The sequence below is a fragment of the Streptomyces sp. NPDC046122 genome (genome assembly GCF_056429965.1).
Map to the genome: position 1 here is coordinate 190,749 of NZ_JBWKLQ010000002.1, position 25,650 is coordinate 216,398.

At 72.7% G+C, this 25,650-nt stretch carries 24 protein-coding genes; 11 read left to right on the top strand and 13 right to left on the bottom strand.

The features are described 5' to 3' along the window. Positions 1-54 precede the first annotated feature (54 nt). Together AC07FK_RS05730 and AC07FK_RS05735 are read left to right on the top strand one after the other, a co-directional pair. A complete protein-coding gene (locus AC07FK_RS05730; protein WP_479102883.1) occupies positions 55-378 on the top strand; it encodes a hypothetical protein in 324 nt (107 codons plus the stop codon). After that, positions 375-1,757: an MFS transporter gene (locus AC07FK_RS05735; RefSeq protein WP_479102885.1), complete on the top strand. Its 1,383-nt coding sequence runs from the start codon at positions 375-377 to the stop codon at positions 1,755-1,757. Before AC07FK_RS05730 ends, AC07FK_RS05735 begins: the two co-directional genes overlap by 4 nt. Here the strand turns inward: AC07FK_RS05735 and AC07FK_RS05740 are convergent. Then, positions 1,747-2,109 (bottom strand): cupin domain-containing protein, encoded by a 363-nt coding sequence (locus tag AC07FK_RS05740; protein WP_479102886.1) that lies wholly within the window; start codon positions 2,107-2,109, stop codon positions 1,747-1,749. The genes AC07FK_RS05735 and AC07FK_RS05740 overlap by 11 nt on opposite strands. A gap of 120 nt (positions 2,110-2,229) precedes the next feature. Here AC07FK_RS05740 and AC07FK_RS05745 point away from each other — a divergent pair, with 120 nt between their 5' ends. Beyond that, positions 2,230-3,690, top strand: a complete 1,461-nt coding sequence (locus AC07FK_RS05745) for a WGR domain-containing protein (RefSeq protein ID WP_479102888.1) — start codon at positions 2,230-2,232, stop codon at positions 3,688-3,690. Position 3,691: 1 nt separating this feature from the next. Here the strand turns inward: AC07FK_RS05745 and AC07FK_RS05750 are convergent, their stop codons facing one another. Then, positions 3,692-4,117: a VOC family protein gene (locus AC07FK_RS05750; RefSeq protein ID WP_479102890.1), complete on the bottom strand. Its 426-nt coding sequence runs from the start codon at positions 4,115-4,117 to the stop codon at positions 3,692-3,694. Between the two features lie 90 nt (positions 4,118-4,207). Here AC07FK_RS05750 and AC07FK_RS05755 point away from each other — a divergent pair, with 90 nt between their 5' ends. Further along, the gene (locus AC07FK_RS05755) at positions 4,208-5,128 is read left to right on the top strand and encodes a pseudouridine-5'-phosphate glycosidase (protein WP_479102892.1); all 921 of its coding nucleotides are present in this window, start codon (positions 4,208-4,210) and stop codon (positions 5,126-5,128) included. Continuing rightward, positions 5,125-6,090, top strand: a complete 966-nt coding sequence (locus AC07FK_RS05760) for a carbohydrate kinase family protein (RefSeq protein WP_479102894.1) — start codon at positions 5,125-5,127, stop codon at positions 6,088-6,090. Before AC07FK_RS05755 ends, AC07FK_RS05760 begins: the two co-directional genes overlap by 4 nt. 346 nt (positions 6,091-6,436) lie before the next feature. Here AC07FK_RS05760 and AC07FK_RS05765 read toward each other — a convergent pair whose 3' ends face one another. The 4 genes from AC07FK_RS05765 to AC07FK_RS05780 all read right to left on the bottom strand — a co-directional run bounded on the left by AC07FK_RS05765 (position 6,437) and on the right by AC07FK_RS05780 (position 9,149). Next, positions 6,437-7,075, bottom strand: coding sequence for a nucleoside/nucleotide kinase family protein (locus tag AC07FK_RS05765; protein WP_479102895.1), 639 nt, complete (start codon positions 7,073-7,075; stop codon positions 6,437-6,439). Between the two features lie 2 nt (positions 7,076-7,077). After that, positions 7,078-7,284, bottom strand: coding sequence for a hypothetical protein (locus AC07FK_RS05770; RefSeq protein ID WP_479102896.1), 207 nt, complete (start codon positions 7,282-7,284; stop codon positions 7,078-7,080). Positions 7,285-7,294: 10 nt separating this feature from the next. After that, positions 7,295-7,822, bottom strand: a complete 528-nt coding sequence (locus AC07FK_RS05775) for a cupin domain-containing protein (RefSeq protein ID WP_479102897.1) — start codon at positions 7,820-7,822, stop codon at positions 7,295-7,297. Positions 7,823-8,417: 595 nt separating this feature from the next. Further along, positions 8,418-9,149: a DUF7873 family protein gene (locus AC07FK_RS05780; protein WP_479102898.1), complete on the bottom strand. Its 732-nt coding sequence runs from the start codon at positions 9,147-9,149 to the stop codon at positions 8,418-8,420. Positions 9,150-9,278: 129 nt separating this feature from the next. Between AC07FK_RS05780 and AC07FK_RS05785 the strand changes: the two genes are divergently transcribed. The 3 genes from AC07FK_RS05785 to AC07FK_RS05795 all read left to right on the top strand — a co-directional run bounded on the left by AC07FK_RS05785 (position 9,279) and on the right by AC07FK_RS05795 (position 12,422). Then, the gene (locus AC07FK_RS05785) at positions 9,279-9,968 is read left to right on the top strand and encodes a DUF2293 domain-containing protein (protein ID WP_479102899.1); all 690 of its coding nucleotides are present in this window, start codon (positions 9,279-9,281) and stop codon (positions 9,966-9,968) included. Positions 9,969-10,217: 249 nt separating this feature from the next. After that, positions 10,218-12,260, top strand: a complete 2,043-nt coding sequence (locus AC07FK_RS05790) for a TerD family protein (RefSeq protein WP_479103900.1) — start codon at positions 10,218-10,220, stop codon at positions 12,258-12,260. A gap of 3 nt (positions 12,261-12,263) precedes the next feature. Further along, positions 12,264-12,422 carry a hypothetical protein gene (locus tag AC07FK_RS05795; protein WP_479102900.1) on the top strand — a complete coding sequence of 53 codons (159 nt, stop codon included), beginning with the start codon at positions 12,264-12,266 and terminating at the stop codon, positions 12,420-12,422. Between the two features lie 124 nt (positions 12,423-12,546). On the opposite strand, the gene AC07FK_RS05800 is transcribed toward AC07FK_RS05795, so the two are convergent. The 3 genes from AC07FK_RS05800 to AC07FK_RS05810 form a co-directional block, all read right to left on the bottom strand. Further along, the gene (locus tag AC07FK_RS05800; protein WP_479102902.1) at positions 12,547-13,761 is read right to left on the bottom strand and encodes an SWIM zinc finger family protein; all 1,215 of its coding nucleotides are present in this window, start codon (positions 13,759-13,761) and stop codon (positions 12,547-12,549) included. Next, on the bottom strand, positions 13,758-16,616 hold the full coding sequence (locus tag AC07FK_RS05805) for a DEAD/DEAH box helicase (RefSeq protein WP_479102904.1): 2,859 nt from the start codon (positions 16,614-16,616) through the stop codon (positions 13,758-13,760). The genes AC07FK_RS05800 and AC07FK_RS05805 overlap by 4 nt, the downstream gene beginning before the upstream one ends. A gap of 353 nt (positions 16,617-16,969) precedes the next feature. Beyond that, positions 16,970-17,422 (bottom strand): DoxX family protein, encoded by a 453-nt coding sequence (locus AC07FK_RS05810; RefSeq protein WP_479102905.1) that lies wholly within the window; start codon positions 17,420-17,422, stop codon positions 16,970-16,972. Between the two features lie 186 nt (positions 17,423-17,608). On the opposite strand from AC07FK_RS05810, the gene AC07FK_RS05815 reads away from it, so the two are divergent. Beyond that, on the top strand, positions 17,609-17,866 hold the full coding sequence (locus tag AC07FK_RS05815) for a DUF6343 family protein (protein ID WP_479103902.1): 258 nt from the start codon (positions 17,609-17,611) through the stop codon (positions 17,864-17,866). A gap of 69 nt (positions 17,867-17,935) precedes the next feature. Here the strand turns inward: AC07FK_RS05815 and AC07FK_RS05820 are convergent, their stop codons facing one another. From AC07FK_RS05820 to rpsA, 4 genes are all read right to left on the bottom strand, one after another. Next, entirely contained in the window at positions 17,936-18,304 is a 369-nt protein-coding gene (locus AC07FK_RS05820) for a tetratricopeptide repeat protein (protein WP_453406745.1), read from the bottom strand. A gap of 154 nt (positions 18,305-18,458) precedes the next feature. Beyond that, positions 18,459-19,076: a dephospho-CoA kinase gene (gene coaE, locus AC07FK_RS05825; protein WP_479102906.1), complete on the bottom strand. Its 618-nt coding sequence runs from the start codon at positions 19,074-19,076 to the stop codon at positions 18,459-18,461. A 33-nt stretch (positions 19,077-19,109) separates the two neighbouring features. Continuing rightward, positions 19,110-19,991 (bottom strand): PAC2 family protein, encoded by an 882-nt coding sequence (locus AC07FK_RS05830; protein WP_479103904.1) that lies wholly within the window; start codon positions 19,989-19,991, stop codon positions 19,110-19,112. Positions 19,992-20,212: 221 nt separating this feature from the next. Next, complete coding sequence (rpsA, locus tag AC07FK_RS05835; protein ID WP_479102907.1) at positions 20,213-21,727, bottom strand: 30S ribosomal protein S1; 1,515 nt, start codon at positions 21,725-21,727, stop codon at positions 20,213-20,215. Between the two features lie 361 nt (positions 21,728-22,088). Here rpsA and AC07FK_RS05840 point away from each other — a divergent pair, with 361 nt between their 5' ends. Together AC07FK_RS05840 and hrpB are read left to right on the top strand one after the other, a co-directional pair. Continuing rightward, positions 22,089-22,967, top strand: a complete 879-nt coding sequence (locus tag AC07FK_RS05840; RefSeq protein WP_479102909.1) for a class I SAM-dependent methyltransferase — start codon at positions 22,089-22,091, stop codon at positions 22,965-22,967. Positions 22,968-22,971: 4 nt separating this feature from the next. Then, positions 22,972-25,506, top strand: coding sequence for an ATP-dependent helicase HrpB (hrpB, locus tag AC07FK_RS05845; protein WP_479102911.1), 2,535 nt, complete (start codon positions 22,972-22,974; stop codon positions 25,504-25,506). Positions 25,507-25,650 lie beyond the last annotated feature (144 nt).

Here is a 25,650-nt window from a genome sequence, read left to right on the forward strand (position 1 = left end):
CCCGGGTGAGCATTCTCGGTTTCGTCGCTGCGTAAGGACTGGCACACTGCGGCGGTGACTACCACTCCTGCTGCGCGCGAGCCCGCCCCCGGCTCCCTCGTCGACCGTTCGCCGATCGGTGGGTGCCTGCCGATGTCCGACGGCTCCCCTGCGGCCCGGCACGTCTTCCCGGCGGCGGGAGAGACGCGGGTCAAGGCCCTCCGGGCACCCGTCCCGGCCAATCGTCCGCGCGCCGGGGCCCTGCGGGCGCCCGGCGCGGTGCACTCCGTCCGCCGGGACGCCCTGCTCCCCCGGGTGCCCCACGGAGAGCGCCGCCTGCCGAGCCGGCGGTGCGCCGCCGCGGTGGGTTCCGACGGGAGAAGGGCGTACGCGCTGTGACCACTCCCGGCAAGACGGTTGCGGCGGCGTCCGTGCCCACCCCCGAGGCGCTGCGCGCCCTGAGGCGGCGTACCTCCGTCGTACTCGTCGTGAGCCAGATCCTCGGCGGGCTGGGAGTGCCCATCGGCATCGCGCTCGCGCCCGTGCTGGCGGTCGAAGTCAGCGGCACCGAAGCCGTTTCGGGGCTCGCGCCGACCGCGTCCGTCGCCGGCACCGCGCTGCTGTCGATCCCGCTGGCCTCCCTCATGACCTCGCGCGGGCGACGGCCCGGACTGGTCCTCGCGTACCTGATCGGCGCGCTCGGCGCGGGACTGGTGGTCGTCGCCGCCGTCGTCGGGAGCTTCCCGTTGCTGCTGCTGGGCATGGCCGGGTTCGGCGCCGCGTCGTCGGCCAACCTGCAGGCACGTTTCGCCGCGGCCGACCTGGCCGAGCCGGACCGGCGCGCCCGGGCGATCTCGACGGTCGTCTGGGCCACGACGATCGGCGCGGTCTTCGGTCCCAACATCGCGGCCCCGGCGGGCCGTGCCTTCACCGGCACCTCCATACCGGAGACGGCGGGCCCCTTCCTGTGGGCCGCCGGGATCTTCCTCGTCACGGGTCTGATCGTCGCCGTACTGCTGCGCCCCGACCCGCTGCTCACGGCGCGGGCACTGGCCCCGGAGGAGTCGCAGTCCGCGGAGAGCCGCTCGCTGCGCGCCGGCCTTGCCGCGGTGGCCGCTTCGTCGCGGGCCCGGCTCGCTCTGGTGACCGTGGCCGTCAGTCACACCGTCATGGTCTCGATCATGGTCATGACCCCTGTCGACCTGGGTCACCACGGCGCCGACCTCGAACTCGTCGGCCTCGTCATCAGCGGCCACATCGCCGGCATGTACGCCTTCTCGCCGGTCATGGGCTGGCTGTCCGACCGGGTGGGGCGTCTGGCGGTCATCGGCCTGGCCGCCGGTCTGCTCTGCCTCGCCGCGCTGCTCGCCGGTACGGCGGGACCGAGCCACGCCCAGACCGCCGCGGGGCTCTTCGTCCTCGGTCTCGGCTGGTCCGCCGGCCTGGTGTCGGGCTCCGCCCTGCTCACGGACTCGGTGCCGCAGCCGGCGCGCGCCGCCGTGCAGGGGCTGTCCGACCTGACCATGAACTCGGCGGCGGGCATCGGCGGCGCGGCAGCCGGTCTGATCGTCGCGCAGGCGGGCTACGGCTGGCTGAACGCGATCGGCGCCTGTCTGCTGCTGCCGATGGCCGTGCTGGCCCTGCTGGCCACCCGCGGCGGTCGAGCCGAAGCCCGGGCGGCCGGCCCGGCCGACGACCCCGGCGTCATCGCCGGCACCGTCGTCCCTCCCGACCCCGCGGGCCCCGCCGACGCGACGGAACCGGCCGCTAAAGGCTGATGTGGTACGCCTTGCGCAGCGTCTCGTGCACGGTCCAGGTCGTACGGTCCCCCTCGCGCAGCACGCACGCGTCACCGGGGCCGATCTCGAGGGTGTCGCCGCCCTCCACCTCCACCGTGGCGCGCCCGCTGACCACCACGAAGAGCTCGTTCGCTTCGGTGTCCGTGACCACGCCCGGCGTGATCTGCCAGATGCCGCGCAGCTGCTTGCCGTCGGGGGACTCCCACAGCAGCTTGCCCGTCACCTCCGGTTCGCCGGACACGATCTGGTCCGGGTCGAGGGGCTCCGGCTCCAGGCCGGCGTCCGGTATGTGCACGGAGAACGAGGCAGGCGTCTGATCGATTGTCGTCATGGCGCGTCACCTTAGCGGGGGCCTCGGGCGAGCTTCGCCGAGGGGCGTTGTCAGTGGTGACCTCTACTTTGGGATCAGTGGAACCGGCCACCGCGGCCGGTCCTCGGGGAGGGGTGCGCCATGTCCGCTGCCGGTGTGCGGGGAACGCAGGAGACGACCTACCTGGAGCTGTCCCAGGACGACGGCAGTGCGCACAAGTTCTACGAGGTGACCGTCGACGGGACGACCGTTGCCGTGCGGTACGGACGCATCGGGGCTGACGGCCAGCGGCAGACCTCGTCCTTCCCCACGGTGGAGAAGGCGAAGGCCGCCGCGGCGAAGAAGGTCGGCGAGAAGGTCCGCAAGGGGTACGCGCCCGCCGTCCGGGGACAGCGCGCGGCGCGCGCGGTGACACGGCGCCAGGTGACCTCCGAGCCGTCGACGGCCCGGGCGACGGCCCCGGTGCTGTGGCGCTTCCGTACGGGGGCGACGGCTCTCGGCATCCACATCGAGGAGGACCGCTGCTGGGTGGGCAACCAGAACGGCGACGTCTACACCCTCGGGCACGACGGCGAGGTGCTGGCCAGGTACCAGTTGCCGGAGGGCGTGAAGTGCCTGGTCGCGGACGACTTCTGGATCTACGCGGGCTGCGACGACGGCCGGGTGTACGACCTGTCCTCCAAACTGCCGTTCGCCGCCTACGAGATCGCCGAGGACGTCGACATCTTCTGGCTCGACATCCACCAGGGCGTGCTGAACGTCGCGGACCGCGCCGGCGGCCTGACCGTGATCGACCACGAGGACGAGTTCCAGTGGTCGCGCCGCTCGACCGGCGGCAGCGCCTGGATGGTGCGGGCGGACGAGGAGGCGGTCTACCACGGGCACACGCGGGGCGTGACCGCCTACGCGACCGACGGCAGCGGAGAGCTGTGGCACACGGCCACCACGGGCAACGTCCTGTTCGGCTGGCAGGAGGACACCGCCGTGTACGCGGGCACCGGCCGGCGCGTCGTCCAGCGGATGTCCAAGGCGACGGGCCGGATCGAGGCGACCTACCAGTGCGACGCGGCGGTGTACTCCTGCGCCACCTCACCGGGCGGCCGCTACGTCTTCGCGGGCGACTCGTCCTCGTCCGTGTACTGCTTCGACGCGGACGGCACCCGGCTGTGGAAGCTCCGCACGGGCAACGGCTCGGCGCTCTCCATGCAGTACCGCGACGAGAAGCTCTACATCGTCACCACCGACGGCTCGCTGGCCTGCGTCGACGCGAGCGAGGCGGCGATCTCGGCGGCCCAGGCGGGTTCCGTGCCGGTCGCCCTCGACGTCAAGCAGGCCGCCGCGCTGCCCACTTATGTGCCGACGGCGACCGTCGCCACGGTCAGTTCGGCGCCCGCACCGGGGTCCGGAGTGGTCGTCGAATGCGTCCAGGGAGCAGGCGGGCGGCTTCGGGTGCATGTGGTGTCGCACGGGTACGACCCCTCGTGGAACGTCCAGTTCCCACGCGCCGTACGCCAGGCCGGCGCCCGGTATGTGGTGGACGCGCTGCACAGCTCCCAGGGCGGTTTCTACCGGGTGCGGGGCGAGATAAAGCGTCTGGTCTAGGTCACTCGTCGTAGTGGCGGGCCTCGACGATGTTGCCGTCCGGGTCGCGGAAGTAGAAGGAGCGGGGGGCGGCGCCGCGGGCTCCGAAGCTGTTGTGGGAGAACCGCGAGACGGTGACGCCGCTCGCCTCCAGCCGGCCGTGCAGGGCTTCGAACGCCTCCTTGTCCATGGCGAGGCAGACATGGTTGACCGGGTGACCGGCGGTTGCCTCGGCGCCCAGGACGGCGTTCATGGAGTCCGCCATGGTGCGCGGGACGAGGTCGAGGAGGGAGTCGGTGGAGACGCGCACGGAGGGGAAGGGCGCTTTGCCCTCCGCGTACTCGGCGGCTCGTACACCGGTCAGGCCGACGGTCTTCTCGTAGAACTCCACTGAGGCGAGGGGTTCGTCGACCCACAGGACGACGTGATCGAGATGTGTATGTGTCATGCGGACCAGGCTCCTGCTTGATCGTCGCCGTGCACAAGGGGCGCGCCGCGGAACGTTTGAGGGCCCGCGCGGCGCGCCAGGAATGGGGACATGCCTGACACCGCCGCACCGCAGATGTCCGGGGAGGTCCGGGAAGCGCTGGAGCAGCGCCGTCCGGTCGTAGCCCTCGAGTCCACGATCATCGCGCACGGTCTGCCGCGCCCCCGCAATCTGCGGGTCGCCGAGGAACTGGAGGAGGTGGTGCGTACCGAGGGGGCCGTTCCCGCCACCATCGCGGTCCTGGACGGCCTCGCTCATATCGGGCTGGACAAGGCGCAGTTGGAGCGGGTCGCCAACGACGACTCCGTGCGCAAGCTGGGGCATCGTGACCTCGCGCCGGCGCTGGCGACGGGTGCGAGCGGGGCGACGACCGTGTCGGCCACCGCGTTCCTGGCCGCACGGGCGGGGCTGCGCGTCTTCGCCACCGGCGGGCTCGGCGGCGTACACCGGGAGTGGACCGAGACGCAGGACGAGTCGGCGGATCTGGGGCTGCTGGCGCGGACGCGGATCACGGTGGTGTGCGCGGGGGTCAAGTCCATCCTCGACGTGCCGGCGACGCTGCAGCGGCTGGAGACGCTCGGGGTGGGCGTGCTCGGGTACGGCACCGGGGACTTTCCGGGGTTCTACCTGAGCAGTTCGGGAGAGACGGTCGACTGGACCGTGCGGACGCCCGGGGAGGTGGCGGCGGTGATGCGGGCCCAGGACGCGCTCGGCGGGCCGGAGACGGCGCTGCTCGTGGCCAACCCGGTACCGGAGGCCGAGCAGCTCGACCCGGCGCTGCACGACCGGGTGCTCGCCGAGGCGCTGGAGGAGTGCGCGCGGCGCGGGATCACGGGGCAGGGCGTCACCCCGTTCCTGCTGGACTTCCTCGCGCGCCGGACGGAAGGGGCATCGCTGGAGGCCAACCTGGCGGCGGTGCGGGGCAACGTGCGGCTGGCGGCGCGGATCGCCGATGCGTGGGCCCGGGCATGAGCCCGGACGCGGGAGGGGGCACGCGTGCGCGTTCGCGCGAAGGCGGTGGCGGTGGCGGTGGCGGTGGCTCGGGCGGCGCGCTGCTGGTGGTCGGTGATGTGGTCACCGACGTCGTGGCCCGCCATCGCCGGCCGCTGGCCCGGGCGACCGACACCCCGGCGGAGATCCGGACGCTGCCGGGCGGGGCGGGCGCCAACGTGGCCTGCTGGGCGGCGTACACGGGACTGGCGGACGTACGGCTCCTGGCGCGCGTGGGTACGGACGCGGGTGCTTGGCACGCGGAGCGGTTGCGGAGAGCGGGCGTGCGTCCGCAGATCGTGCTCGACGGGGAGGCGGCGACGGCGACAGTGATCTCCCTGGTCGACGCGGCCGCCGAGCGTACGTTCCTGACGGACAGCGGCGCCGTCCTGCGGCTCTCCCCCGGCGACTGGTCCCCTGCGCTGCTGGACGGCGTCGGCCATCTGCATCTGTCCGGCTACCTCTTCTTCGGTGGCACGAGCCGGGAGACGGCCCGTCTGGCGTTGCGGGCAGCGCGGGAGCGGGGCGTGTGCGTGAGCGTGGATCCGGCGTCGGCGGGGTTCATCGCCGGGCTGGGGGTGGACCGTTTCCTGGAGGCGGTGGCGGGGGCGGATGTGCTGCTCCCCAACGAGGACGAGGCGCGGCTGCTCACCGGGCTGCCGGACGCGGGGGACGCGGCGGCCAAGCTGAGCCGGCACTTTCCGCTGGTCGCGGTCACGCTGGGCGCGGGTGGGGCGTTGATCGCCGCCGGTGGGAGCGTGCGGGAGCGGGTGCCGGCCGTGCCGGCGGAGGCGGTGGACACGACGGGGGCGGGGGACGCGTTCACGGGCGGGTTCCTGGCGGCCCGCCTCGCGGGTGCGGACGACGTGGGGGCGGTGGTGGCGGGGTGTGGGGCGGGGGCGCGTGCGGTGACCCTGGTGGGCGGGCGGCCGCCGCTTCCGTGACCCGGGGGCGCGGCCGCCGGGGCGGGGAAGGTGCCGGCGAGCATCACGGCAGGGGTGCCGTGCTGCGGCGGAGGCGTCGGGGGCGGCGGTGCTGCTCCGCCAGGGGCACTGGGGCTGGTGCCTCACGCCGGAGCGTTGGGGCGTTGTCGCGCTGCGGCGTCTCCTCGGGTGCCGAACGGGCGGCCACTCAGGTCGTTCGGCGGGACAGTGTTCGACACCCTGCGGGGAGCACCGCCGCACGCCCCCTCAGGCAACCTGCACGGCGGAGCAGGGGCCCTGGCTAAGCCCAGAAGAGCACCGGTGGCGCGTCCGGGAGCGGGGTCGGGTAGGCGGCGGCCGGAGTTTGTCAGGCCCTTAGGCCCGTCCAGGCGGGATGGCGGGGGTCGTCGGCGCGTACGACGGCGTCGGCTGCCTCGCTCGGGGCGGCCTCCCGCTCGTAGCGGGCGAAGGCGGGGAGCGTCCACCGGGCTTCCGCTCCGGTTCGGCGCTGCAATGCCCCCGGAGACAGACTCACGTGCACGGTGAGGTCGAAGGGGAACCAGTGCCGCAGGAGCATCGGGCCGTGCAGCAGCAGTACGCCGCCGGGCGGCAGCTCGACGTACGGACTGCGCGTCGCCCGGTCGGTGGCCGGGTCCCACAGGTCGGGCAGCACACGTCCGGAACCGCCGGGATCCAGGGGTGCGAAGACCTCCCGCCACAGTGCGCCGGTGTCGAACCAGCCGTCGTAGTAGGAGTGGGGGTCCTCCTTGCCGGACTCGTAGCGCAGCGAGGCCGGGCGGAGGAAGCCCTGCGTGCCGACCACCAGGACCGTCCGGCCGCGTAGCCGCAGTTCGTCGGCCAGCCGCTCGGCCAGCTCACCGGTGCCGGCGGCCGGGGCGCCGTCCAGAGCCGCCTTGAGCCACGGCGACGCCTGCTCGTTCGCACCGCTGAGCCGGTCGGCGAGGGCGGCGCTGAGCCGTTCCCAGGTGATCGCCTCGAACCGCACGCTCACCCCGTGTGGGCGGGCGGGTCCGACCGGCCGAGCACCGCCGCGCGTTCCGCGACCAGGTCCTGGCAGGCCCGCAGCCCGGGCCTCGGCTCGACGCCCGAGGAACGGACGGCGAAGACGGCCTGGACCGAACGCTCCTCGGCGACGAGTTCGTCCACCTTGTCGCGTACGGCGGCGGGAAGCGCGGACCAGAGATCGGAAGTCATACGACCGACCCTAGTCGCTCGTATCGGCCGACCCTTCCCGCTCGCCCGCCGCACAGGCCGGCGGTTCGGCATCGACGGACAGCGGGCTGCCGGCGGGCAGCATGTAGGTCACGTACAGCACGACCGGCTCCGTCCCGAGGTTGCGTCCTATGTGCCGGTGCTCGGGCCCGGACGGCTCGATGAAGGACTGACCGGCGGTCGTCGTCTCGACGGAGCAGTCTTCGAGCGTCCGCGACAGCGTGCCCTGCTGTACGACGGCGATGAGCTGCCCGGGGTGGTGGTGCCAGCCGGTCGAGCCGCCCGGGGCTATGGTGATCGTGCGGACGACCACGTCGGTGACGCCCTTGGCCTCCACCTTCATCGTCCCCGCTGACGTGCCGGTGGCCAGCACCGTGCCGCTCACGCCGCTGCCGGGCGTCGCGAGAGCGGCGGACGGCACGATGCCGAGCGCCGCGACGCACCCACCGAGGACCATGCCCTTGCGCCCCCGACGCCGCTCGCCGCCGCGCACCAGCCGCCGCCATGCAGAAAACCTCATGGGTCCCCCTCCAATTCACGCGCGTGGACCGGGGGTTCGGCCCAAAGTGATCACCGAACCGCCGAAACGGGCTCACCGTATCCGAGAGTCGAGCCACGCCCCAGAGGGTGCGCGACGATCGGGCCTGCCGGAGCCGGTCATTCGGCGGACCGTCCCCCCTTCGCGCCTCATGAAGGGCGCTGAACTGCGATCCGTCGTTCGGAGCTGAAGATTCCGGGGCAGGGGCGCGCGCCTGCCGGGAGTACGGAAGCGGGCCCGGGGGCGTAGCCGGCCCCCGAGCCCTGTGATGCCGCCCATCTGGCACGCCGTCCAGTGAGGGACCAGGTCAGTCGTTATGTCGCCGTGTCATGCCTTTAGACCACCGCGGACCGAGCTCCACGGGCCGGAATTGAACCGGCATCTCGACGTGCATGGGCCTGGGCCCGGTCGAACCGGCGATCGGCGGCGAATGCTGAGTCTGGAGCAAGAGTCTGAGATTGATCGCGGCCCGTATCCGGATCCGGTTACGCTCCGCGGCAGTCACGACGAACTTCAGTTTCAGCTTGCGCTCCTCGCGCACCCCGGCCGCACGATGGCGGCCGGGGAGTCAATGAGGCTACCCGAACAGGTAGCCGAAAACGGCGTCGCCCACGCGCCGGTCCGTGACCTCCGCGCCGTTCGCCTCTTCCCGAGCGAACTTCACGGCCTGCTGGAGCTTCTCGACCCGCTCGAGCAGCTCGTTCACGCGGCGGGCCGTCAGCGCGCCGGAGAACTTCACGGTCGTCCAGTACCCGACCGGAATGTCCTCGTAGTACACCTCGACCTGGGCCGGGTGCTTGTCGGTCGCCTCCGCCTTCACGTGGTTGCGCGGCACCTTCTTCGTACGGAGTGTCCGTACGGCGTCCGTCTTCCAGTCGTCGGTCGAGGGGTCCAGCGTCCACCCCTCGGAGGCGTCCAGCACCGGCAGCTTCCGTACGAAGGCGTTGATGTCCGCCAACTGCTTCTCCAGGAAGAGCAGGTAGGACACGGGCGCCTCGCTCACGAGCACCCGGCCGTCGACGGTCACGTCGGCGCGGGCGGTGCAGTTGGCCCAGTCCTTGGTGGCGGTCACGTCGAACAGCCGCGTCAGCGACTTCGCGGTCTCGCGCAGCACGTCCTCGGCCCTGACCTGCACGCGCGTCGACTCGGGCGGAAGCTGCTCGCCCTCCTCGTCCTTCGCCTGGTACGTACGCGAGATGCCCGCGAGCAGGGCCGGCTTCTGGAGGCTGTGCTGAGCTGTCGTCAGGTCCTGCTGGGCCCTGGACTTGACGCCCTTCTCGACTGCGATGATCTGATTGAGTTTCGCCACGTCCGTGACGCTAGCAACATCAACGGGCCGAACTCGAACGATTATTCGCGAGGCGGGGTACGTGCGCGCCGACCCGAGTGGCCCGCGCGCGGTGACTGCCCGGGCGCTACGGCTGGGTACGTTCCCCGTATGGACCTGGTGGCGATCGAACCGGAACCACGCCGGCGCAGGCACTGCGCCGAGTGCCGACGAGGGCCGCTGCGCTTCCACACGCTCGAGTTCAACGCGGTCATCTGCCTCGACTGCGCCGACCTGGCCCACCTGGTCTACCTCCCGCGGGGCAACGCGGCCCTGACCCGCCGAGCCCGCGAGGCGAGTGCGCTGTGGGCGGTGGTGATCCGCCACAGCCGGCGCCGCAAGCGCTACGAACGCCAGGGCCTCCTCGTCGAGGCTCCCGCCCTGGCCCGTGCCGAGGTCGCCTGCCTGGCCGACGCGGATGCCCGGGCCCGCCGCCGCGAGCGCGACGCGGCACGCCGCGCGGCCGAGGACGTTCGCTTCACGGCCACGCTGACCACCGAGATCCTCCGCCTGTTCCCGTCCTGCCCGCTCCCCCGGGCCCGGGCCATCGCCGCCCACACCTCGCAGCGCGGCAGCGGGCGTGTGGGCCGCACGGCGGCGGGCCGCTCACTGGACGAGGGCGCGGTGACGGCGGCGGTCCGAGCCGCGATCCGCCACGAGGACACTCCGTACGACGCCCTGCTGATGAGCGGCGTCCCGAGAGGGGCGGCACGGGCGAGCGTGGCGCCGGCCATGGAGATGGTCTTGACGATCTGGCGGGCGGCGTTGCCGCCTCCGGACCACCTGCCACGTGACGCGTGACCGGGGTGCCGGGGTCCGGTGCGGCCTCGCCGTACGGCCCCTTCCCTTCTGGCCCGGGATGGCCGGCTCCGCGCCGTGTTCCACCCTCGTACCGGGTCGAGACAGTTAGTGCAGACATATGCCATAGGAACCCGGTTGGCCGATACGCTCTCATTCCGCTTCCGTGGGCATCCCGGAAGCGTTCAGGGAGGGCTGTCCGGGCTCCGCCGCGCAGCCCTTGCACTGCCTGGGGGGCTTCACGTGCACGAGATGAGCAAGGGCGCCAACGTCGGTCTGGCGGCGCTCGGCGACAACACCGGACCCGTCACCGTCAGCCTGGGGTGGAGCAGCCCGGACGGGGACGGCGACGCGGACGTCTCCGTACTGCTGCTGGGCGCGGACGGGAAGGTGCGCAGCAACGCCGACTTCTTCTTCTACAACAACCCGGCCGCGGCCAACGGCAGCGTGCAGCTCCTCGGCCAGACGCCGACCGGCAACGGCAACGAGGACCGCATCCAGCTGGACCTGGCCGCTTTACCCTCCGACGTCGAGCGGGCCGTGGTCGCGGCCAGCCGGCACCAGCGGGCCGCGTTCGGGCAGTTGGAGAACCTTCGGATCACGCTGACCGACGCGGGCGGCGAGCCTCTCCTCGGCTTCTCGATCTCCGGGGCGAGCGTGGAGAGCGCCTTCGTCTTCGGCGAGATGTACCGGCGCAACGACGAGTGGAAGTTCCGGGCGGTCGGGCAGGGTTACGACACCGGGCTGGCCGGGCTGGCCACCGACTACGGCATCGAGATCGACGACGACGAGCAGGACGCCGGGGCCGGTGAGGCCACAGGCGCCACGGGTGACGACCGGGCGGAGGCCGAGGACGTCGCCGGCGCGACGCCGGCCCCGGCCACCGTGCCGGCCCCGAGGCCGCCCGCCGCCGTCGTGGACGTTCCCGTGGTCGCCGCTCCCCCGGCCGTCCCGGCTCAGGCGGCTGCGGCTCCCGCTGCCCCCGCCCGCCGGCTCCGTACCGCGAGGAAGAAGGTCACGCTTCCCAGGGCGCCCAGGAAGTCGCTGGCGGAGAACGACTCGTGGCGCAGCGCCCGGCTCTTCCCCGCTTCCTCCCTCAAGAACGACAGGGAACGCGAGATCAGGGCGACCTCCATTCTGTTGTCCGTGATGGCCCACGTACCGGAGTTCGGCCGACGGCTCACGGCGGGCTTCGGCGCGCCGTCCGGCCACATCGAGACGTTCACGGAAGTCGCGCTGCCGAACGGCGGGCATCCCAGGCGCCCGGACGGCATCATCCGCATCGAGCGCGCGGGAAAGCTCTGGACGGCGCTCGTGGAGACCAAGACCAACGGAAATCCGCTCAAGGCCCAGCAGGTACAGGACTACATGGACATCGCCGCCCGGCGCGGGTACGAAGCGGTGATCACCCTCTCCAACGACGTGGCTCTGGAGGGCAGTCCTCTGGTCCACGTCAAGGTGGACGGCCGGCGCAAGCACAAGGTGGCCCTGTGGCACCTGTCCTGGGCCGAGGTCACCCATCAGGCGCAGATGCTGATCCGCCACGAAGGCGTACGGAACGAGATCCGTGCCTGGATGCTCCAGGAGCTCCTCCAGTACCTGCAGCACGAGAATTCCGGTTGCCACGGGTTCCAGAACATGGGACCGGCCTGGGTGCCGGTACGGAACGGCATCGACCAGGAGACCCTCTGCCCGGGTGACGAGCGCGCCGTGCTGGTCGTCGAGAGCTGGGAGCGCCTCATCCGGCAGGTCTGCCTGCGGTTGGGCGGCGAGCTCGGGGAGAAGGTCATGCCGGTGCAGCGCGCGAAGCGGGGCACGGACCCGCAGTCCCGCCGCACCGCGCTGGCAGAACGCTTCTGTGAGGACGGGCGGCTGGACGCCGAGATCCGCATCGAGGGCGCGGCCGGAGTTCTGGCGGTCACCGCCGATCTCCGGCTGGGCAAGCTGCGCACCTCCATCGACGTCGCCGCTCCCGACCACGTGTATCCCCTCAGCAGGGTCAAACGCATGCTGAAGCAGCTCGTGGAAGCACCGGCCGACCTGCACGTCCAGACCCTCCTGGACGGTCAGGGGGCAGGGCCCCGCGGCACGCTGGAGAAGCTGCGGCCGGAACCCGGCGATCTCGTGCCGAGGAACCCCGGGCAGATCTCCGGTTTCCGGTTGTCTCTTTCCAAGAGCGTCGGCAGCTCCCGTGGCAACGCCGAGTCCGGCTTCATTCGCAGCGTCGACGACGCCGTGGACCGTTTCTATTCGAGTGTGATCGTCCACTTGGATCCCCGGGCCGGGCGCCGATAGGGCGTGGCCGTCCACTCCGCGGAGCGGCTGGAGCCGGCGGAACGGCTGGAGCCGGTGGACCACCAGCTCGTGTCGCGGTGCTTCAGGGGCCCGTGGTGGGTCGTACGGGACATGGGGACCTCCGGCGACGGGCCGCCGGTCGTTCCGGCGTGGCCGTGCTAGAAGTCGGCGGCGGTGAAGCGGCCGTATCGCTTGGTGCGCATGCGGCTCACCTTTCGGGTCGGGGGCGTCGGTGTCCGGAGGGTGGTGAGGCGTCGAGCGGCTTCCGGGCGCAGGGGCTGCGGGCTCAGCCGTCCAGCAGGGCGGTCAGGGCGCCCACCGGGTCAGCATCCGGGGTGCCTGTGGGCCACCAGTCGTCCGTGCCGGGGTCCGCTTCGTAGGGGTACCAGAGGTCGTCGTGGCCCAGGCGGAGCTGGATGCCTCGTTCCTCGTCGCTCAGGCGGTTGCGGTGGGGGCGCAGGCGGGGAAGGCCGGTGGCGGCCAGGGCGGGACGGGCCCGGTCGAAGGGGCCCGCCGGTGGGTCCCAGTGCGTTTCGAGGACGGACAGGCCGGTGAGGCCACCCTGTTGCCAGGCCGCCACGGCGCGGGCCAGGTCGGTGGGGCTGCGGTCGTGCGCCGAGGCGAGGGTGGCGTACAGCTTGCGGGTCGCGGACGTCAGGCCCGACCCCGGCTGGGCGGCGGCCAGGCGGACCGCGTCCTGCCAGGACGTGAGCGGGGCGACGGGGTCGGCGCCGGTGGTGAGGAGCGTGTGGGCGCGGGCCGCCGCGTCCGTGACGAGGAGGTCGAGGGAGAGGGGGTCCGGCGCGCCCCGCGTGCCCGGGTACGCGCCCGAGGCGTGGCCCGGGTGTGCGGGTACGGGCAGCGGGCCCGGCAGGGGCGGGAGCGTGCGCGGGGCCAGCGCGTCGGCGGCCGGTACGCCCGGGAAGGGCGGCGGTGCCGGCTTCTCGCGGGCGGAGTGCGCGGCGTTGCGGCGGGCGAGGTCCTCGAGGAGCTCGCGCTCGGTCCGGCCCCGCATGAGCAGCAGTACGAAGGGGTCCGCGTCCAGGAGGCGGGCCGTCTCGTAGCAGAGGGCGGCCGCGTGCTTGCAGGGGTGGCCCCGGTCGGGGCACGAGCAGGACGGAACCAGGTCGCCCGGGGCCGGCAGCAGGTTCACGCCCCACTCCGCCGCGGAGTCCACCAGGGAGTGCGGCATGTCCTTGTCGAGCAGGGCCGCCATGTGGGACGGATCGGCCGCCGCCATGGCGAGAAAGCGGTCCCAGTCGTCGTCGGAGAGCGTGCGCAGGCGGATCTCCGTACGGTACGGGCGCGGGCGGCTGCCCCGTACGTACGTGATGATCCGGCCCGGCGCCACGCTGATCGCGCCGACGTTGCCCCCGCCGGCGTACGTGTGGCCGCGGGCCAGGCGGGCCGGGTCGAGTGACAGCGCTTCGAGGGCCTCGACCCACGCGTTGCCCCACCAACTGCTGCCGGTGCCGCCGTTGTCGCCGGTGCTCGCGCTCATGACGGCCTCCGCAGGGAGACCAGGTCGGCCAGTTCGCGGTCGGTGAGCTCCGTGAGGGCCGCTTCTCCGCTGCCCAGTACGGCGTCCGCCAACGCCCGCTTGGACGCGATCAGTTCGGCGATGCGGTCCTCCACCGTCCCCTCCGCGATCAGCCGGTGCACCTGCACCGGCTGGGTCTGGCCGATGCGGTACGCGCGGTCGGTCGCCTGGTCCTCGACCGCCGGGTTCCACCACCGGTCGTAGTGGATGACGTGGGCGGCCCTGGTGAGGTTCAGGCCGGTGCCGGCCGCCTTGAGCGAGAGCAGGAAGACGGGGACCTCGGCGGACTGGAAGCGGTCCACCATCTCCTCGCGCTCGGCGATCGGCGTTCCGCCGTGCAGGAGCTGCGAGGGGACCGCGCGGGCCTTCAGGTGGTCCGCGAGGAGGCGGGCCATGGTGACGTACTGCGTGAAGACCAGGACCGAGCCGCCCTCGGACAGGATCGTGTCGAGCAACTCGTCGAGCAGTTCGAGTTTGCCGGACCGGCCGGTGAGGCGCCTCGTGTCCTCCTTCAAATACTGCGCGGGGTGGTTGCAGATCTGCTTGAGCGAGGAAAGGAGCTTCATCACGAGACCCCGGCGCGCGATGCCCTCCGACTCCTCGATGGCCGCCAGCGACTCGCGCACGGACGCTTCGTAGAGGGACGCCTGTTCGCGGGTGAGCGGGACGGGGTGGTCGGTCTCGGTCTTGGGCGGGAGCTCCGGGACGATGCCCGGATCCGACTTCTTGCGGCGCAGGAGGAAGGGGCGTACGAGCCGGGCGAGGCGCTCGGCGGCCTCGTCGTCCTCGCCGCTCTCGACCAGGCGCGCGTGGCGGGCGCGGAAGGACTTGAGCGGACCCAGCAGTCCGGGCGTCGTCCAGTCCAGGAGCGCCCAGAGTTCGGAGAGGTTGTTCTCGACGGGCGTTCCGGTGAGGGCGACGCGCGCCGGGGCCGGGATGGTCCGCAGCGCCTTCGCCGTGGACGAGTACGGGTTCTTGACGTGCTGCGCCTCGTCGGCGACGACCATCCCCCAGGTGTGGGCCGCCAGTTCCGGAGCGCTGGTGCGCATGGTGCCGTACGTCGTGAGAACGAAGCCCGCGTCGTCCGTGGGTCCGCCGTCCAGTGTGCGGGTCGCGCCGTGGAAGCGGCGGACGGGGACGCCTGGGGCGAAGCGGGTGATCTCGCGCTGCCAGTTGCCGAGGAGGGAGGCGGGGCAGACGACGAGCGTGGGCGCTCCACGGGCGCGACGGAGGTGGAGGGCGATGACGGTGATCGTCTTGCCGAGGCCCATGTCGTCGGCGAGGCAGCCGCCGAGGCCCAGGGACGTCATCCGGTCCAGCCAGGCCAGGCCGTGCAGCTGGTAGTCCCGCAGGGTGGCGTCGAGTCCGGGCGGCTGGGCGACGACGGCGCCGACGCCGGCCGTGAGGCGGTCGCGCAGAGCGGCCAGGGCGCCGACGGGGACCGCTTCGACCTGCTCGCCGTCCACCTCCGCGCTGCCGGTGAGGGCTGCAACCAGCGCGTCCACGGGCTGGAGCAGGCCCAGCTCGCGCTTGCGCGCCTTGCGCACGAGCGCCGGATCGACCACCACCCACTGGTCGCGCAGCCGCACGATCGGGCGGTGCGCCTCGGCGAGCGCGTCCATGTCCGCCTCGGTGAGCGGCTCACCGCCGACCGCCAGCTGCCAGCTGAACGCGAAGAGCTCCTGGGCGTCGAAGAACGGCGTGCCGTCGGTCGCGGATCCCGGTGCGGGCCGTACTACCGCGGTCGCCGTCAGCGTACGGGCCAGCTCCCGGGGCCAGTGGACCGCGACGCCCGCGGCGGCGAGCCGGGCCGCCGCCGGGCCCAGGAGCTCGTACAGCTCGTCCTCCGACAGGGGCAGTACGTCGGGGACCGACCGGTCGAGGAGGCGGCCCAGCGGCTCCCACACGCGAGCCGCGCGGCGCAGCGCCAGCACCGCGTCGATGCGGGCGCGCGGGCCGAAGCCCTCGCTGCCGCCGCCCGACCACAGGGCGGCCGCGTCGATGACGTGCGTGGGGTCGGCCAGGCTGTGCACCTGGACCAGCGCCGCGCCGGCTCGGCGCTTCACGCCGTCCTCCCCCGGCTGCCCGCCGTCACCGCCGCCGTCGTGCGTCGCGTCGTCCGGCGTCTCGTGAGCCGCGCTGTCGAACAGCTCGAACTGGGAGAGGTCGAGGCGCAGCGACACGCGTACGCCCGCGTCCATCCCGGCAGCGACCTCCGCGGCCCACTCCCGCAGGCCCGGCAGATGTTGCGCGGCGCGCGCGGCGAAGGGCGCGCCCACCGCGTACGCCGCCGAAGGTGTCCGGGGCAGCATGTCCACGATCGCGTCCAGGAACGACTTCACCAGGGCTTCGGGGGCGGGGAGCTGAAGGGGCGTACGTCCGGGCAGCGGAACGGCGTGGGCTTCGGGGGGCATGGCAGCGGCGATGGCCCGTACCTGGGCGATGTCGTCGGCATCGAGCGGCCCGGCACGCCAGGCGTCGTGGTCTCCGGCGGTGAGTCCGGGCAGCAGGCGGCCCCGCGCGGCCAGGTGCAGCGCCTGCAGCGCCGCCGCACCCCAGCAACGGGTGGCGGGATGAGCGGCAGGATCGTGGCGGGCGCCGGCCAGCAGGGGAAGGGCGTCGGTGAGGGAGAGGAGCACGGCGGGCACGGTGTGGCGGCGTACGGCGGTGCCGCCGGCCCCGTGGCGGCGCACGACCGTGATCTCCGTGGTGGCGTCCGGCAGCGGGCCGCCTGCCGGATCCCACAGGGCGATCCGGCCGTCGCGCGGCAGCTCCGCGGGAAGGAAGACAGCGGCGCGGCGTCCCGTGTCCGTCATGCCTCCCACCCCCGTCTTCGCTGGTCGCGCCGGTGCCCGTGCGCTGTGGCGGCGCACGTGGCCCTCGATCTGATGTCCACGTGCGAGTCTACGGGCGAGGTCTGACACTGATCCCGGGGCGAGCTCCGCGGACACCGGCGGCCCCGTGCGCATGGACCTTCCGCTATCTCGCCGAATGCGAGCGCCCAGCAGTCGGCCCACCGCCGCGACGCGGACGACGCCGGGCACGAGAACCAGGGCTGAGACGGACCGGGGCGGGGCCGGGAGCCGCAGCCCTCGGCGTCCGCCCCGGTCTCCGCAGCCCTCGGCCCCGCCCGGCCCGCAGTCCTCGGCGCCCGCCCCGGTCCGCAGCCCTACACGCGCGCCTTCCGTCGCAGGACGGGCAGGATGCGGTCGCGGCGCGTCCACGCGACCGCCAGGAGCGGCACCAGGAGGATCAGCGGCGTGGCGGCGTTCCGGCCGTCGAACACCACGACCTGGGCGACGAACGCGCCGACCATCAGCGCACCCAGCGCCAGCGCCGCCACCCCGGACAGCGCGGGAATCAGCAGCGCGATCGCGCCCGCCATCTCCAGGCCGCCGACCGCGTACATGAACCAGTCCCCGAAGCCGATCCTGTCGAAGATGTCCGACGCCGACGAGTGGCCGACCAGCTTGGGCGAGGCACTGGCCACGCCGAAGAAAACCGCCAGGAGGATCCGAACGGCACGCGTGGTGACGCGCCCTGCCCGTGAGGTCCCGGGTACGGCCGGGGTGGTTCCGGTCGTGGCGCCGATCGTGGTCGCGGACATGCTGGCCTCGGACATTCGGTCTCCCTGGGAAGCGGTGCGGCTTGTCGTCACGTGCTCGCCTTGCACGGATACAGACCGCGCAGCCCCCGGAGACTCATCGGCGGATCGTCAGCGATCGGCGCAGGCCCGGTCCGATGCGCCCGGCCTACGCGCGCCCGGGGTGGGTACGTGTCCCTTGGAAGAGGGCGATTCATCATGATCATGCGTACCGGGAGTGAACCGAAAACCGCGCGCAGCCCCCTGCGCATGCGCCTCGTACTGGGCCTGTGGGGTCTGCTCTGGGCCGTCGGCGGAACGCTGGCCTTCGCCGCCACGGGCCGCACCGGTTGGGCCGTCGCCTGTGGTTGCCTCGCGGTCCTCGCCGTCGCCGACCTGGTGGTCGTCGTACGGCACCTGCGTCAGGGCCCGCACTACCAGCCCGGCCGCGACATCCCGCCGTACGATCCGCCCCGCCGGTAAACGCCGCGCCCGGGACCGGCCGGTCCCGGGCGCGCTCATGACCTGCACGTCACTCGTCTGTCCTGCACGTCACTCGTCGGCGTCGAACCGAGCCGCCTCCAGGTACTCCGGCTTCGGGTCGAGCGCCGCCGCCAGCCTGAAGTGCCGCTTCGCCCGGTCCGCGCGCAGCGCACGCTCGTACGTCCTCGCCAGGGCGAAGTGAGCGAAGGCGTTGTCGGGCTCGCGCTCCAGCACCAGCTGGAATTCCAGTTCCGCCGAGCGCAACTGGGCCGACGCGAAGAAGGCACGAGCCCGCAGCAACCGGGCAGCCGTGTTCTCCGGGTGGGCGGCGATGACGGAGTCCAGGAGCTTCACGGCTCCGCGCGGGTCGCGGGCGGCCAGTAGGTGCTCCGCCGCGCGGTAGTCGATGATGTGTGTCTCCGGGCTGCTCTCGGGCACGCTGGCATCCTTCCGCTCGGCTCATTTCTTTCCAACCGCCCCGGCCGCATGCGCTATTCCGCAAGGGAACCGAGCGCGGGACCGGCGCCGCGCCGACGGACACGAGGGCCGGGCGCCGACGGACGCGAGAAGGAGGAGCCGACGGACACGAGGGTCAGCGAGGTCGGGAAGCGGCTCGTGCGGCCCGTTCCGAGAGCTCCGCCCAGACCTTGCGCACCTGCGGTTCCAGCGCCTCCAGCGGGCCGTCGTTGTCGATCACCAGGTCGGCGATCGCCAGCCGCTGCTCCCGGCTCGCCTGGGCCGCCATCCTGGCCCGCGCCTCGTCCTCGGTCATGCCGCGCAGCCGTACGAGCCGGTCCAGCTGCGTCGGCGGCGCCGCGTCGACGACGACCACCAGGTCGTACAGCGGCGCCAGACCGTTCTCGGTGAGCAGGGGCACGTCGTGGATCACCACGGCGTCGGCGCCCGCGGCGCCCTCCAGCTCCGCCGACCGCGCGCCCACCAGGGGGTGGACGATGGCGTTCAGCGTCGCCAGACGGGAGGCGTCCGCGAAGACGATGGAGCCCAGTTTCGGCCGGTCCAGGGTTCCGTCCGTGGCGAGCACGTCCTCCCCGAAGGACTCGACCACGGCCGCGAGCCCCGGCGTTCCGGGCTCGACGACCTCCCTGGCGATCTTGTCGGCGTCGATGAGGACGGCTCCGTACGAGACGAGCAGCCGCGACACTTCGCTCTTGCCGGCACCGATTCCACCGGTCAGGCCCACTTTCAGCATGCGCGGAAGCCTAGACGAGGGCTCGGCGCGAGCCTAGACGTCGCCCTCCCGCTCCGCGAGGAAGCGTTCGAATTCGAGGCCGATCTCGTCGGCCGACGGCAGGTCGACCGGCTCGGCCACCAGGTTGCCCCGCGTGGCCGCGCCGGCCACCGCGTCGTACTGGTGCTCGAGGCCCCGTACGAGCGACACGAGTTCCTCGTCCCCCTCACCGACCTGCCGGTCGATCTCGTCCTGCGTACGCCTGGCTTCCGTGCGCAGCGCGTGCGCGACGCCCGGCAGCACCAGGCCGGTCGCGCCCGTGATGGCCTCCAGGGCGGTCAGCGCCGCGTCCGGGTACGACGAACGCGCGACGTAGTGCGGCACGTGCGCCGCGACGCCGAGCACGTCATGCCCCGCTTCCTCGAGCCGGAACTCGATGAGGGACTCCGCGCTGCCGGGCACCTGCGCCTCGTCGAAGGGGCTGCGGTGGCCGGGCATGAGGTCGGTGCGGTTGCCGTGGGGGGTGATGCCGACGGGGCGGGTGTGCGGGACGCCCATCGGAATGCCGTGGAAGTTCACCGCGAGACGCACCCCGAGCCGCTCGACGATCTGCCGTACGGCGAGGGCGAACCGCTCCCACTCGACGTCCGGCTCGGGTCCCGAGAGCAGCAGGAACGGCGCTCCGGTCGCGTCCTGGACGAGCCGGACGTCGATCTCGGGCGCCTCGTACTCGGACCACCTGTCGCGCCGGAAGGTGAGGAGCGGGCGGCGGGCGCGGTAGTCCACCAGCCGGTCGTGGTCGAACCGTGCCACTACCTGGTGGGGCAGTGTGTCCAGCAGTTTCCCGACGATCTGCTCGCCGGTCTCACCCGCGTCGATGTAGCCGTCGAAGTGGTAGAGCATGACCAGTCCGGCCGATTCCTGCGCGAGCGCCATGTCGACGACGGCGAGGCCCTTCGGCTCCCACTCATACAAATCCTGCGGATCAAGCACGATTACCGCTCCTCCTCGTGTTCCTCAGGAAGAACGTGCCGCGGGGCGTGGGCATTCCCGGCCGGCGCCCTTCTGTGATCACGGTGTGCGGGCATGAGTAAGGCCCGCTCCCCATGGAGGAGCGGGCCTTACTTTCAGCCGGTCACCAGCTGGTGGTCAGAGCGTCAGCTCTGGCCGCCCGCCAGCTTCTCGCGCAGCGCGGCAAGGGCCTCGTCCGACGCCAGGGCGCCGGAGTTGTCCGCCGACTCCGAGGAGTAGGAGCCGCCACCGCTGCCGCCGGAGGCAGCCGGGGCGCCGGCGGCCGGGGCGGCAGCGCCCTCGGCAGCGGCGGCCTCGTCGGCCTCGCGGGACTTGATGACCTGAGCCTGGTGCTGCTCGAAGCGCTGCTGCGCCTCGGCGTACTGGCTCTCCCACGCCTCACGCTGGGTCTCGAAGCCCTCGAGCCAGTCGTTCGTCTCGGGGTCGAAGCCCTCGGGGTAGATGTAGTTGCCCTGGTCGTCGTACGACGCGGCCATGCCGTACAGCGTCGGGTCGAACTCGACCGAGGCCGGGTCGGAACCGAACGACTCGTTGGCCTGCTTCAGCGAGAGGCTGATGCGACGACGCTCGAGGTCGATGTCGATGACCTTGACGAAGATCTCGTCGTTGACCTGGACGACCTGCTCCGGGATCTCCACGTGGCGCTCGGCCAGCTCGGAGATGTGGACCAGACCCTCGATGCCCTCGTCGACGCGCACGAACGCACCGAACGGAACGAGCTTCGTGACCTTACCGGGGACAACCTGCCCGATCTGGTGCGTACGGGCGAACTGCTGCCACGGGTCTTCCTGCGTCGCCTTGAGCGACAGCGAGACGCGCTCGCGGTCCATGTCGACGTCGAGGACCTCGACGGTGACTTCCTGGCCGACCTCGACAACCTCGGAGGGGTGGTCGATGTGCTTCCAGGAGAGCTCGGAGACGTGCACGAGACCGTCGACACCACCGAGGTCCACGAACGCACCGAAGTTGACGATCGAGGAGACGACGCCGGAGCGGACCTGGCCCTTCTGCAGGGTCGTGAGGAAGGTCTGACGGACCTCGCTCTGGGTCTGCTCGAGCCAGGCACGGCGGGACAGGACCACGTTGTTGCGGTTCTTGTCCAGCTCGATGATCTTGGCCTCGAGCTCCTTGCCCACGTAGGGCTGGAGGTCGCGGACACGGCGCATCTCGACGAGGGAGGCCGGCAGGAAGCCACGGAGGCCGATGTCGAGGATGAGACCACCCTTGACCACCTCGATGACGGTGCCGGTGACGATCCCGTCCTCTTCCTTGATCTTCTCGATCGTGCCCCAGGCGCGCTCGTACTGTGCGCGCTTCTTGGACAGGATGAGGCGACCTTCCTTGTCCTCCTTCTGGAGAACAAGGGCTTCGATCTCGTCGCCGACCTTGACGACCTCATTGGGGTCGACGTCGTGCTTGATCGAAAGCTCGCGGGAGGGGATGACGCCTTCGGTCTTGTAACCGATGTCGAGCAGGACCTCGTCCCGGTCGACCTTCACGATGACGCCGTCGACGATGTCGCCGTCGTTGAAGTACTTGATCGTCTCGTCGATCGCGGCGAGGAAGGCTTCCTCGTTACCGATGTCGTTGACCGCTACCTGCGGGGTGGTGGAAGCGGTGGTCTCGGTGCTGCTCGTCATGTGGGTAAGGGCTCCGGTACGGACAGTAAGTCGTAGGTACTGCTACGCCGGGAGCCCGTATCGGCACCTGCTGACGCCGGGCAGCCTAGGAGGCGCGATTCCGGGGAACGGAAACGCCTCGACAACCGAGGGGACATACAACCGGTGCAAGCGCAGCCTGCTCTGTCTGAGGTGCGCAGGCTCGCAGCGCAACTTGTAGCATACGGGGGCAGCCGGGCAGGGTCAATGCGCGAAGGCGCACACCCGGGGCGGAACCTCCCATACCCGGCACAATCAATGTTCGGCGAGGCCACGACGGCCGCTCGGCACGCTGCGGCCACCGGTTCGAGCGGAGCCTACGCAGACGAGACAGACGGGCGCAATGAGCCAGAACAAGCACGCCGCGGATGCCGCCGCAGACGCCTTCGAGGAGCTCGACACGTACGGGCCCGGCGACGCCGACGAGGGCGAGGCGACACGCCGCGAGGCCGGCGAGGCGGAGAGCAGCAGGGCGAGTCGCGGCTGGTGGGACCGGAACGCGGACGAGTACCAGAGCGAGCACGGAGCGTTCCTCGGTGACGACCGTTTCGTATGGGGCCCGGAGGGGCTCGACGAGGCGGAGGCCGGCCTGCTGGGCGCGGCGGCGTCGCTGAAGGGACTCGACGTCCTGGAGATCGGCGCGGGGGCCGCGCAGTGCTCGCGCTGGCTCGCCGCACAGGGCGCACGCCCGGTGGCCCTGGACCTCTCACACCGGCAGCTCCAGCACGCCCTGCGGATCGGCGGCGGCGAGCCCGGCCTGCCGCTGGTCCAGGCGGACGCGGGAAGGCTCCCCTTCAGGGACGCGTCCTTCGACCTGGCGTGCTCGGCGTACGGCGCGGTGCCGTTCGTCGCCGACCCGGTGGAGGTCTTCCGCGAGGTACGGCGTGTCCTGCGGCCCGGCGGACGGTGGGTCTTCTCCGTGACGCATCCCGTCCGGTGGGCGTTCCCGGACGAGCCGGGCCCCGAGGGCCTGTCGGTCGCCGCCTCGTACTTCGACCGCACTCCGTACGTCGAACAGGACGAACGGGGGAACGCGGTCTACGTCGAGCACCACAGGACGATCGGCGACCGCGTCCGGGACGTGGTGGCCGGCGGCTTCCGCCTGGTCGACCTGGTCGAGCCGGAGTGGCCCGCCTGGAACACGCAGGAGTGGGGCGGCTGGTCCCCGCTGCGCGGGAACCTGATCCCGGGAACGGCGATCTTCGTCTGCGTACGGGACTAGGGGCGTGATCCGAGCCGACGCCCTCGCGCAGCTTCCCGTACACACCGCCGTGCCCGCTCTGGAGCGCGCCCTGGACGCGCACGGGACGGCCGTGCTGTGCGCGCCCCCGGGGACCGGCAAGACGACGCTGGTGCCGCTCGCGCTGGCCGGGCTGCTCGACGAGGGGCGGCCCGTACGGAGGGTCGTCGTCGCGGAGCCGCGCCGCATCGCCGCGCGGGCCGCCGCCCGGCGCATGGCGTGGCTGCTGGGCGAGCGCGTCGGGGGACGCGTGGGCTTCACCGTGCGCGGGGAGCGCGTCGTGGGGCGCGAGACGGTGGTGGAGGTGGTGACCACCGGGGTACTGCTCCAGCGCCTCCAGCGGGACCAGGAACTCGCCGGCGTCGACGTGGTCGTCCTCGACGAGTGCCACGAACGGCATCTGGACGCGGACACCGTCGCCGCGTTCCTCCTCGACGTACGGGCCGCCCTGCGGCCCGAGCTGCGGCTCCTCGCCGCCTCGGCGACGACGGACGCCGAGGGCTGGGCCCGGCTGCTCGGCGACGCTCCGGTGGTCGAGGCGCAGGGCGTCTCGCACCCCGTGGAGACGGTCTGGGCGCCGCCCGCCCGGCCGGTGCGGCCGCCGCACGGCATGCGTGTCGATCCGGCCCTGCTGACGCATGTGGCCGCCGTGGTGCGCAGGGCGCTCGCCGAGCGGGAGGGCGACGTCCTGTGCTTCCTGCCCGGCGTGGGCGAGATCGCGCGGGTGGCCGGTCAGCTGGGCACGGCCGGGGTTGAGGTGCTCCAGGTGCACGGACGGGCGCCGGCGGCGGTGCAGGACGCGGTACTGGCGGGCTCGGCCGGTGGTCGCAGGGTGGTGCTGGCGACCTCGGTGGCCGAGTCGAGCCTCACCGTGCCGGGGGTACGTGTCGTGGTGGACGCCGGGCTGGCACGTGAGCCCCGTACCGACCACGCGCGAGGACTGGGCGCCCTCACGACCGTACGGGCCTCCCAGGCGGCCTCCCGGCAGCGCGCGGGGCGGGCCGGCCGGGAGGCGCCCGGTGCGGTCTACCGGTGCTGGGACCAGGCCGAGGACGTACGGCTGCCGCGCTTCCCCTCCCCCGAGATCAAGGTCGCCGACCTGACCGCGTTCGCCCTCCAGGCGGCGTGCTGGGGCGACCCGGACGCGAGCGGGCTCGCCCTCCTCGATCCGCCGCCGGCGGGCGCGATGGCGGCGGCCCGTACGGTGCTGGCGGCGATCGGGGCCGTGGACGGGTCCGGCCGGCCGACCGGGCGCGGGGTACGGATGGCCCGCCTCGGACTGCACCCCCGGCTCGCACGGGCACTCGTCGACGGCGCACGCGAGGTCGGCACGCGCCGGGCGGCGGAGGTGGTCGCCCTGCTGAGCGAGGAACCCCCGAGGGAGTACGGCGACGACCTGGCCGCGGCCTGGCGCGCGGCCCGCCGCGGGAACGACGCGTACGGGGCCCGCTGGCGCCAGGAGGCGAGGCGGCTGGCTTCGGCGGCGGGCGAACCTGAAGCCGGCGGCGCGGGGAGCGGTCGCGGGGGCGCTGGGGCCGCTGGGGGTGACGATGCCGTCGCGGGGCTGGTGGCCGCCTTCGCGTTTCCCGAGCGGGTCGCCAGGCGCCGGGGCGAAGGCGCCTTCCTCATGGCGTCCGGCACCGGGGCGGAACTCTCCGACGGGTCCCGGCTGCGCAGTGCGCCCTGGCTGGCGGTCGCCGTCGCCGACCGGCCCGTCCACGCCGCCTCCGCGCGCGTACGCCTCGCCGCGGTCGTGGACGAGGACACCGCCCTGCGGGCCGCCGAGCACCTGCTCGTGTCGGGCGAGGAAGTGCGCTGGGAGGGCGGGGACGTCGTCGCGCGCGACGTGCGGCGCCTCGGCGCGGTCGAGCTGACCGTACGGGCGCTTCCCGAGCCGGAGCCGGAACGCGTACGGGAAGCACTGCTCGACGGGCTGCGACGCGAGGGCCTCGGGCTGCTCCGCTGGACCCGCGACGCGCGGGCGCTGCGGGAGCGCCTCGCCTTCCTGCACCGGGTGCTGGGCGCGCCCTGGCCCGACGTGTCCGACGCGGCGCTGGCGGACCGTACCGACGCGTGGCTGGAACCGGAGCTGTCCCGGGCGCGCAGAAGGGCCGACCTCGGCCGGATCGAGGCGGGACAGGCGCTGAACCGGCTGCTCCCCTGGGCGACCGGAGAGGCGACGCGGCTGGACGAGCTGGCGCCGGAGCGGATCGAGGTGCCGAGCGGGTCACGGGTCCGCGTGGAGTACGGCGGGGAACAGCCCGTGCTGGCGGTGAAGCTCCAGGAGATGTTCGGGCTGGCCGAGACCCCACGGGTGGCGGGGGTGCCCGTGCTGGTGCACCTGCTGTCCCCGGCGGGGCGGCCGGCGGCCGTCACCGCCGATCTGGCGTCCTTCTGGCGGGACGGGTACCGGGGAGTGCGGGCGGAACTGCGGGGCCGCTACCCGAAGCACCCGTGGCCGGAGGATCCGGCGGCGGCCGTGCCGACGAAGTACACGAAGGCGCGACTCGAGCGCGGCTGAGACCGGCGAACGGCCGCGCCCGGGAACGGCGGGCGGGTGTGCGCTGAGCGGAAGCCGCCGGCCCGCGTACGGGAACAGCCGGTAGAGGCTGCCGGCCTTCGTACGGGAACGGCCGTCATCGCGCGGGACCGTCCGGCGCGTTAC

Coding starts and splice junctions, on each gene's coding strand:
- AC07FK_RS05750 (WP_479102890.1), bottom strand. CDS start 4,117: ATGACACATACACATCTCGATCACGTCGTCCTGTGGGTCGACGAACCC.
- AC07FK_RS05785 (WP_479102899.1), top strand. CDS start 9,279: ATGGACCTGGTGGCGATCGAACCGGAACCACGCCGGCGCAGGCACTGC.
- AC07FK_RS05770 (WP_479102896.1), bottom strand. CDS start 7,284: ATGACTTCCGATCTCTGGTCCGCGCTTCCCGCCGCCGTACGCGACAAG.
- AC07FK_RS05755 (WP_479102892.1), top strand. CDS start 4,208: ATGCCTGACACCGCCGCACCGCAGATGTCCGGGGAGGTCCGGGAAGCG.
- rpsA (WP_479102907.1), bottom strand. CDS start 21,727: ATGACGAGCAGCACCGAGACCACCGCTTCCACCACCCCGCAGGTAGCG.
- AC07FK_RS05790 (WP_479103900.1), top strand. CDS start 10,218: ATGAGCAAGGGCGCCAACGTCGGTCTGGCGGCGCTCGGCGACAACACC.
- AC07FK_RS05745 (WP_479102888.1), top strand. CDS start 2,230: ATGTCCGCTGCCGGTGTGCGGGGAACGCAGGAGACGACCTACCTGGAG.
- AC07FK_RS05815 (WP_479103902.1), top strand. CDS start 17,609: ATGCGTACCGGGAGTGAACCGAAAACCGCGCGCAGCCCCCTGCGCATG.
- AC07FK_RS05775 (WP_479102897.1), bottom strand. CDS start 7,822: ATGAGGTTTTCTGCATGGCGGCGGCTGGTGCGCGGCGGCGAGCGGCGT.
- AC07FK_RS05810 (WP_479102905.1), bottom strand. CDS start 17,422: ATGTCCGAGGCCAGCATGTCCGCGACCACGATCGGCGCCACGACCGGA.
- AC07FK_RS05760 (WP_479102894.1), top strand. CDS start 5,125: ATGAGCCCGGACGCGGGAGGGGGCACGCGTGCGCGTTCGCGCGAAGGC.
- coaE (WP_479102906.1), bottom strand. CDS start 19,076: ATGCTGAAAGTGGGCCTGACCGGTGGAATCGGTGCCGGCAAGAGCGAA.
- AC07FK_RS05840 (WP_479102909.1), top strand. CDS start 22,089: ATGAGCCAGAACAAGCACGCCGCGGATGCCGCCGCAGACGCCTTCGAG.
- AC07FK_RS05830 (WP_479103904.1), bottom strand. CDS start 19,991: ATGGCGCTCGCGCAGGAATCGGCCGGACTGGTCATGCTCTACCACTTC.
- AC07FK_RS05740 (WP_479102886.1), bottom strand. CDS start 2,109: ATGACGACAATCGATCAGACGCCTGCCTCGTTCTCCGTGCACATACCG.
- AC07FK_RS05800 (WP_479102902.1), bottom strand. CDS start 13,761: ATGAGCGCGAGCACCGGCGACAACGGCGGCACCGGCAGCAGTTGGTGG.
- AC07FK_RS05805 (WP_479102904.1), bottom strand. CDS start 16,616: ATGACGGACACGGGACGCCGCGCCGCTGTCTTCCTTCCCGCGGAGCTG.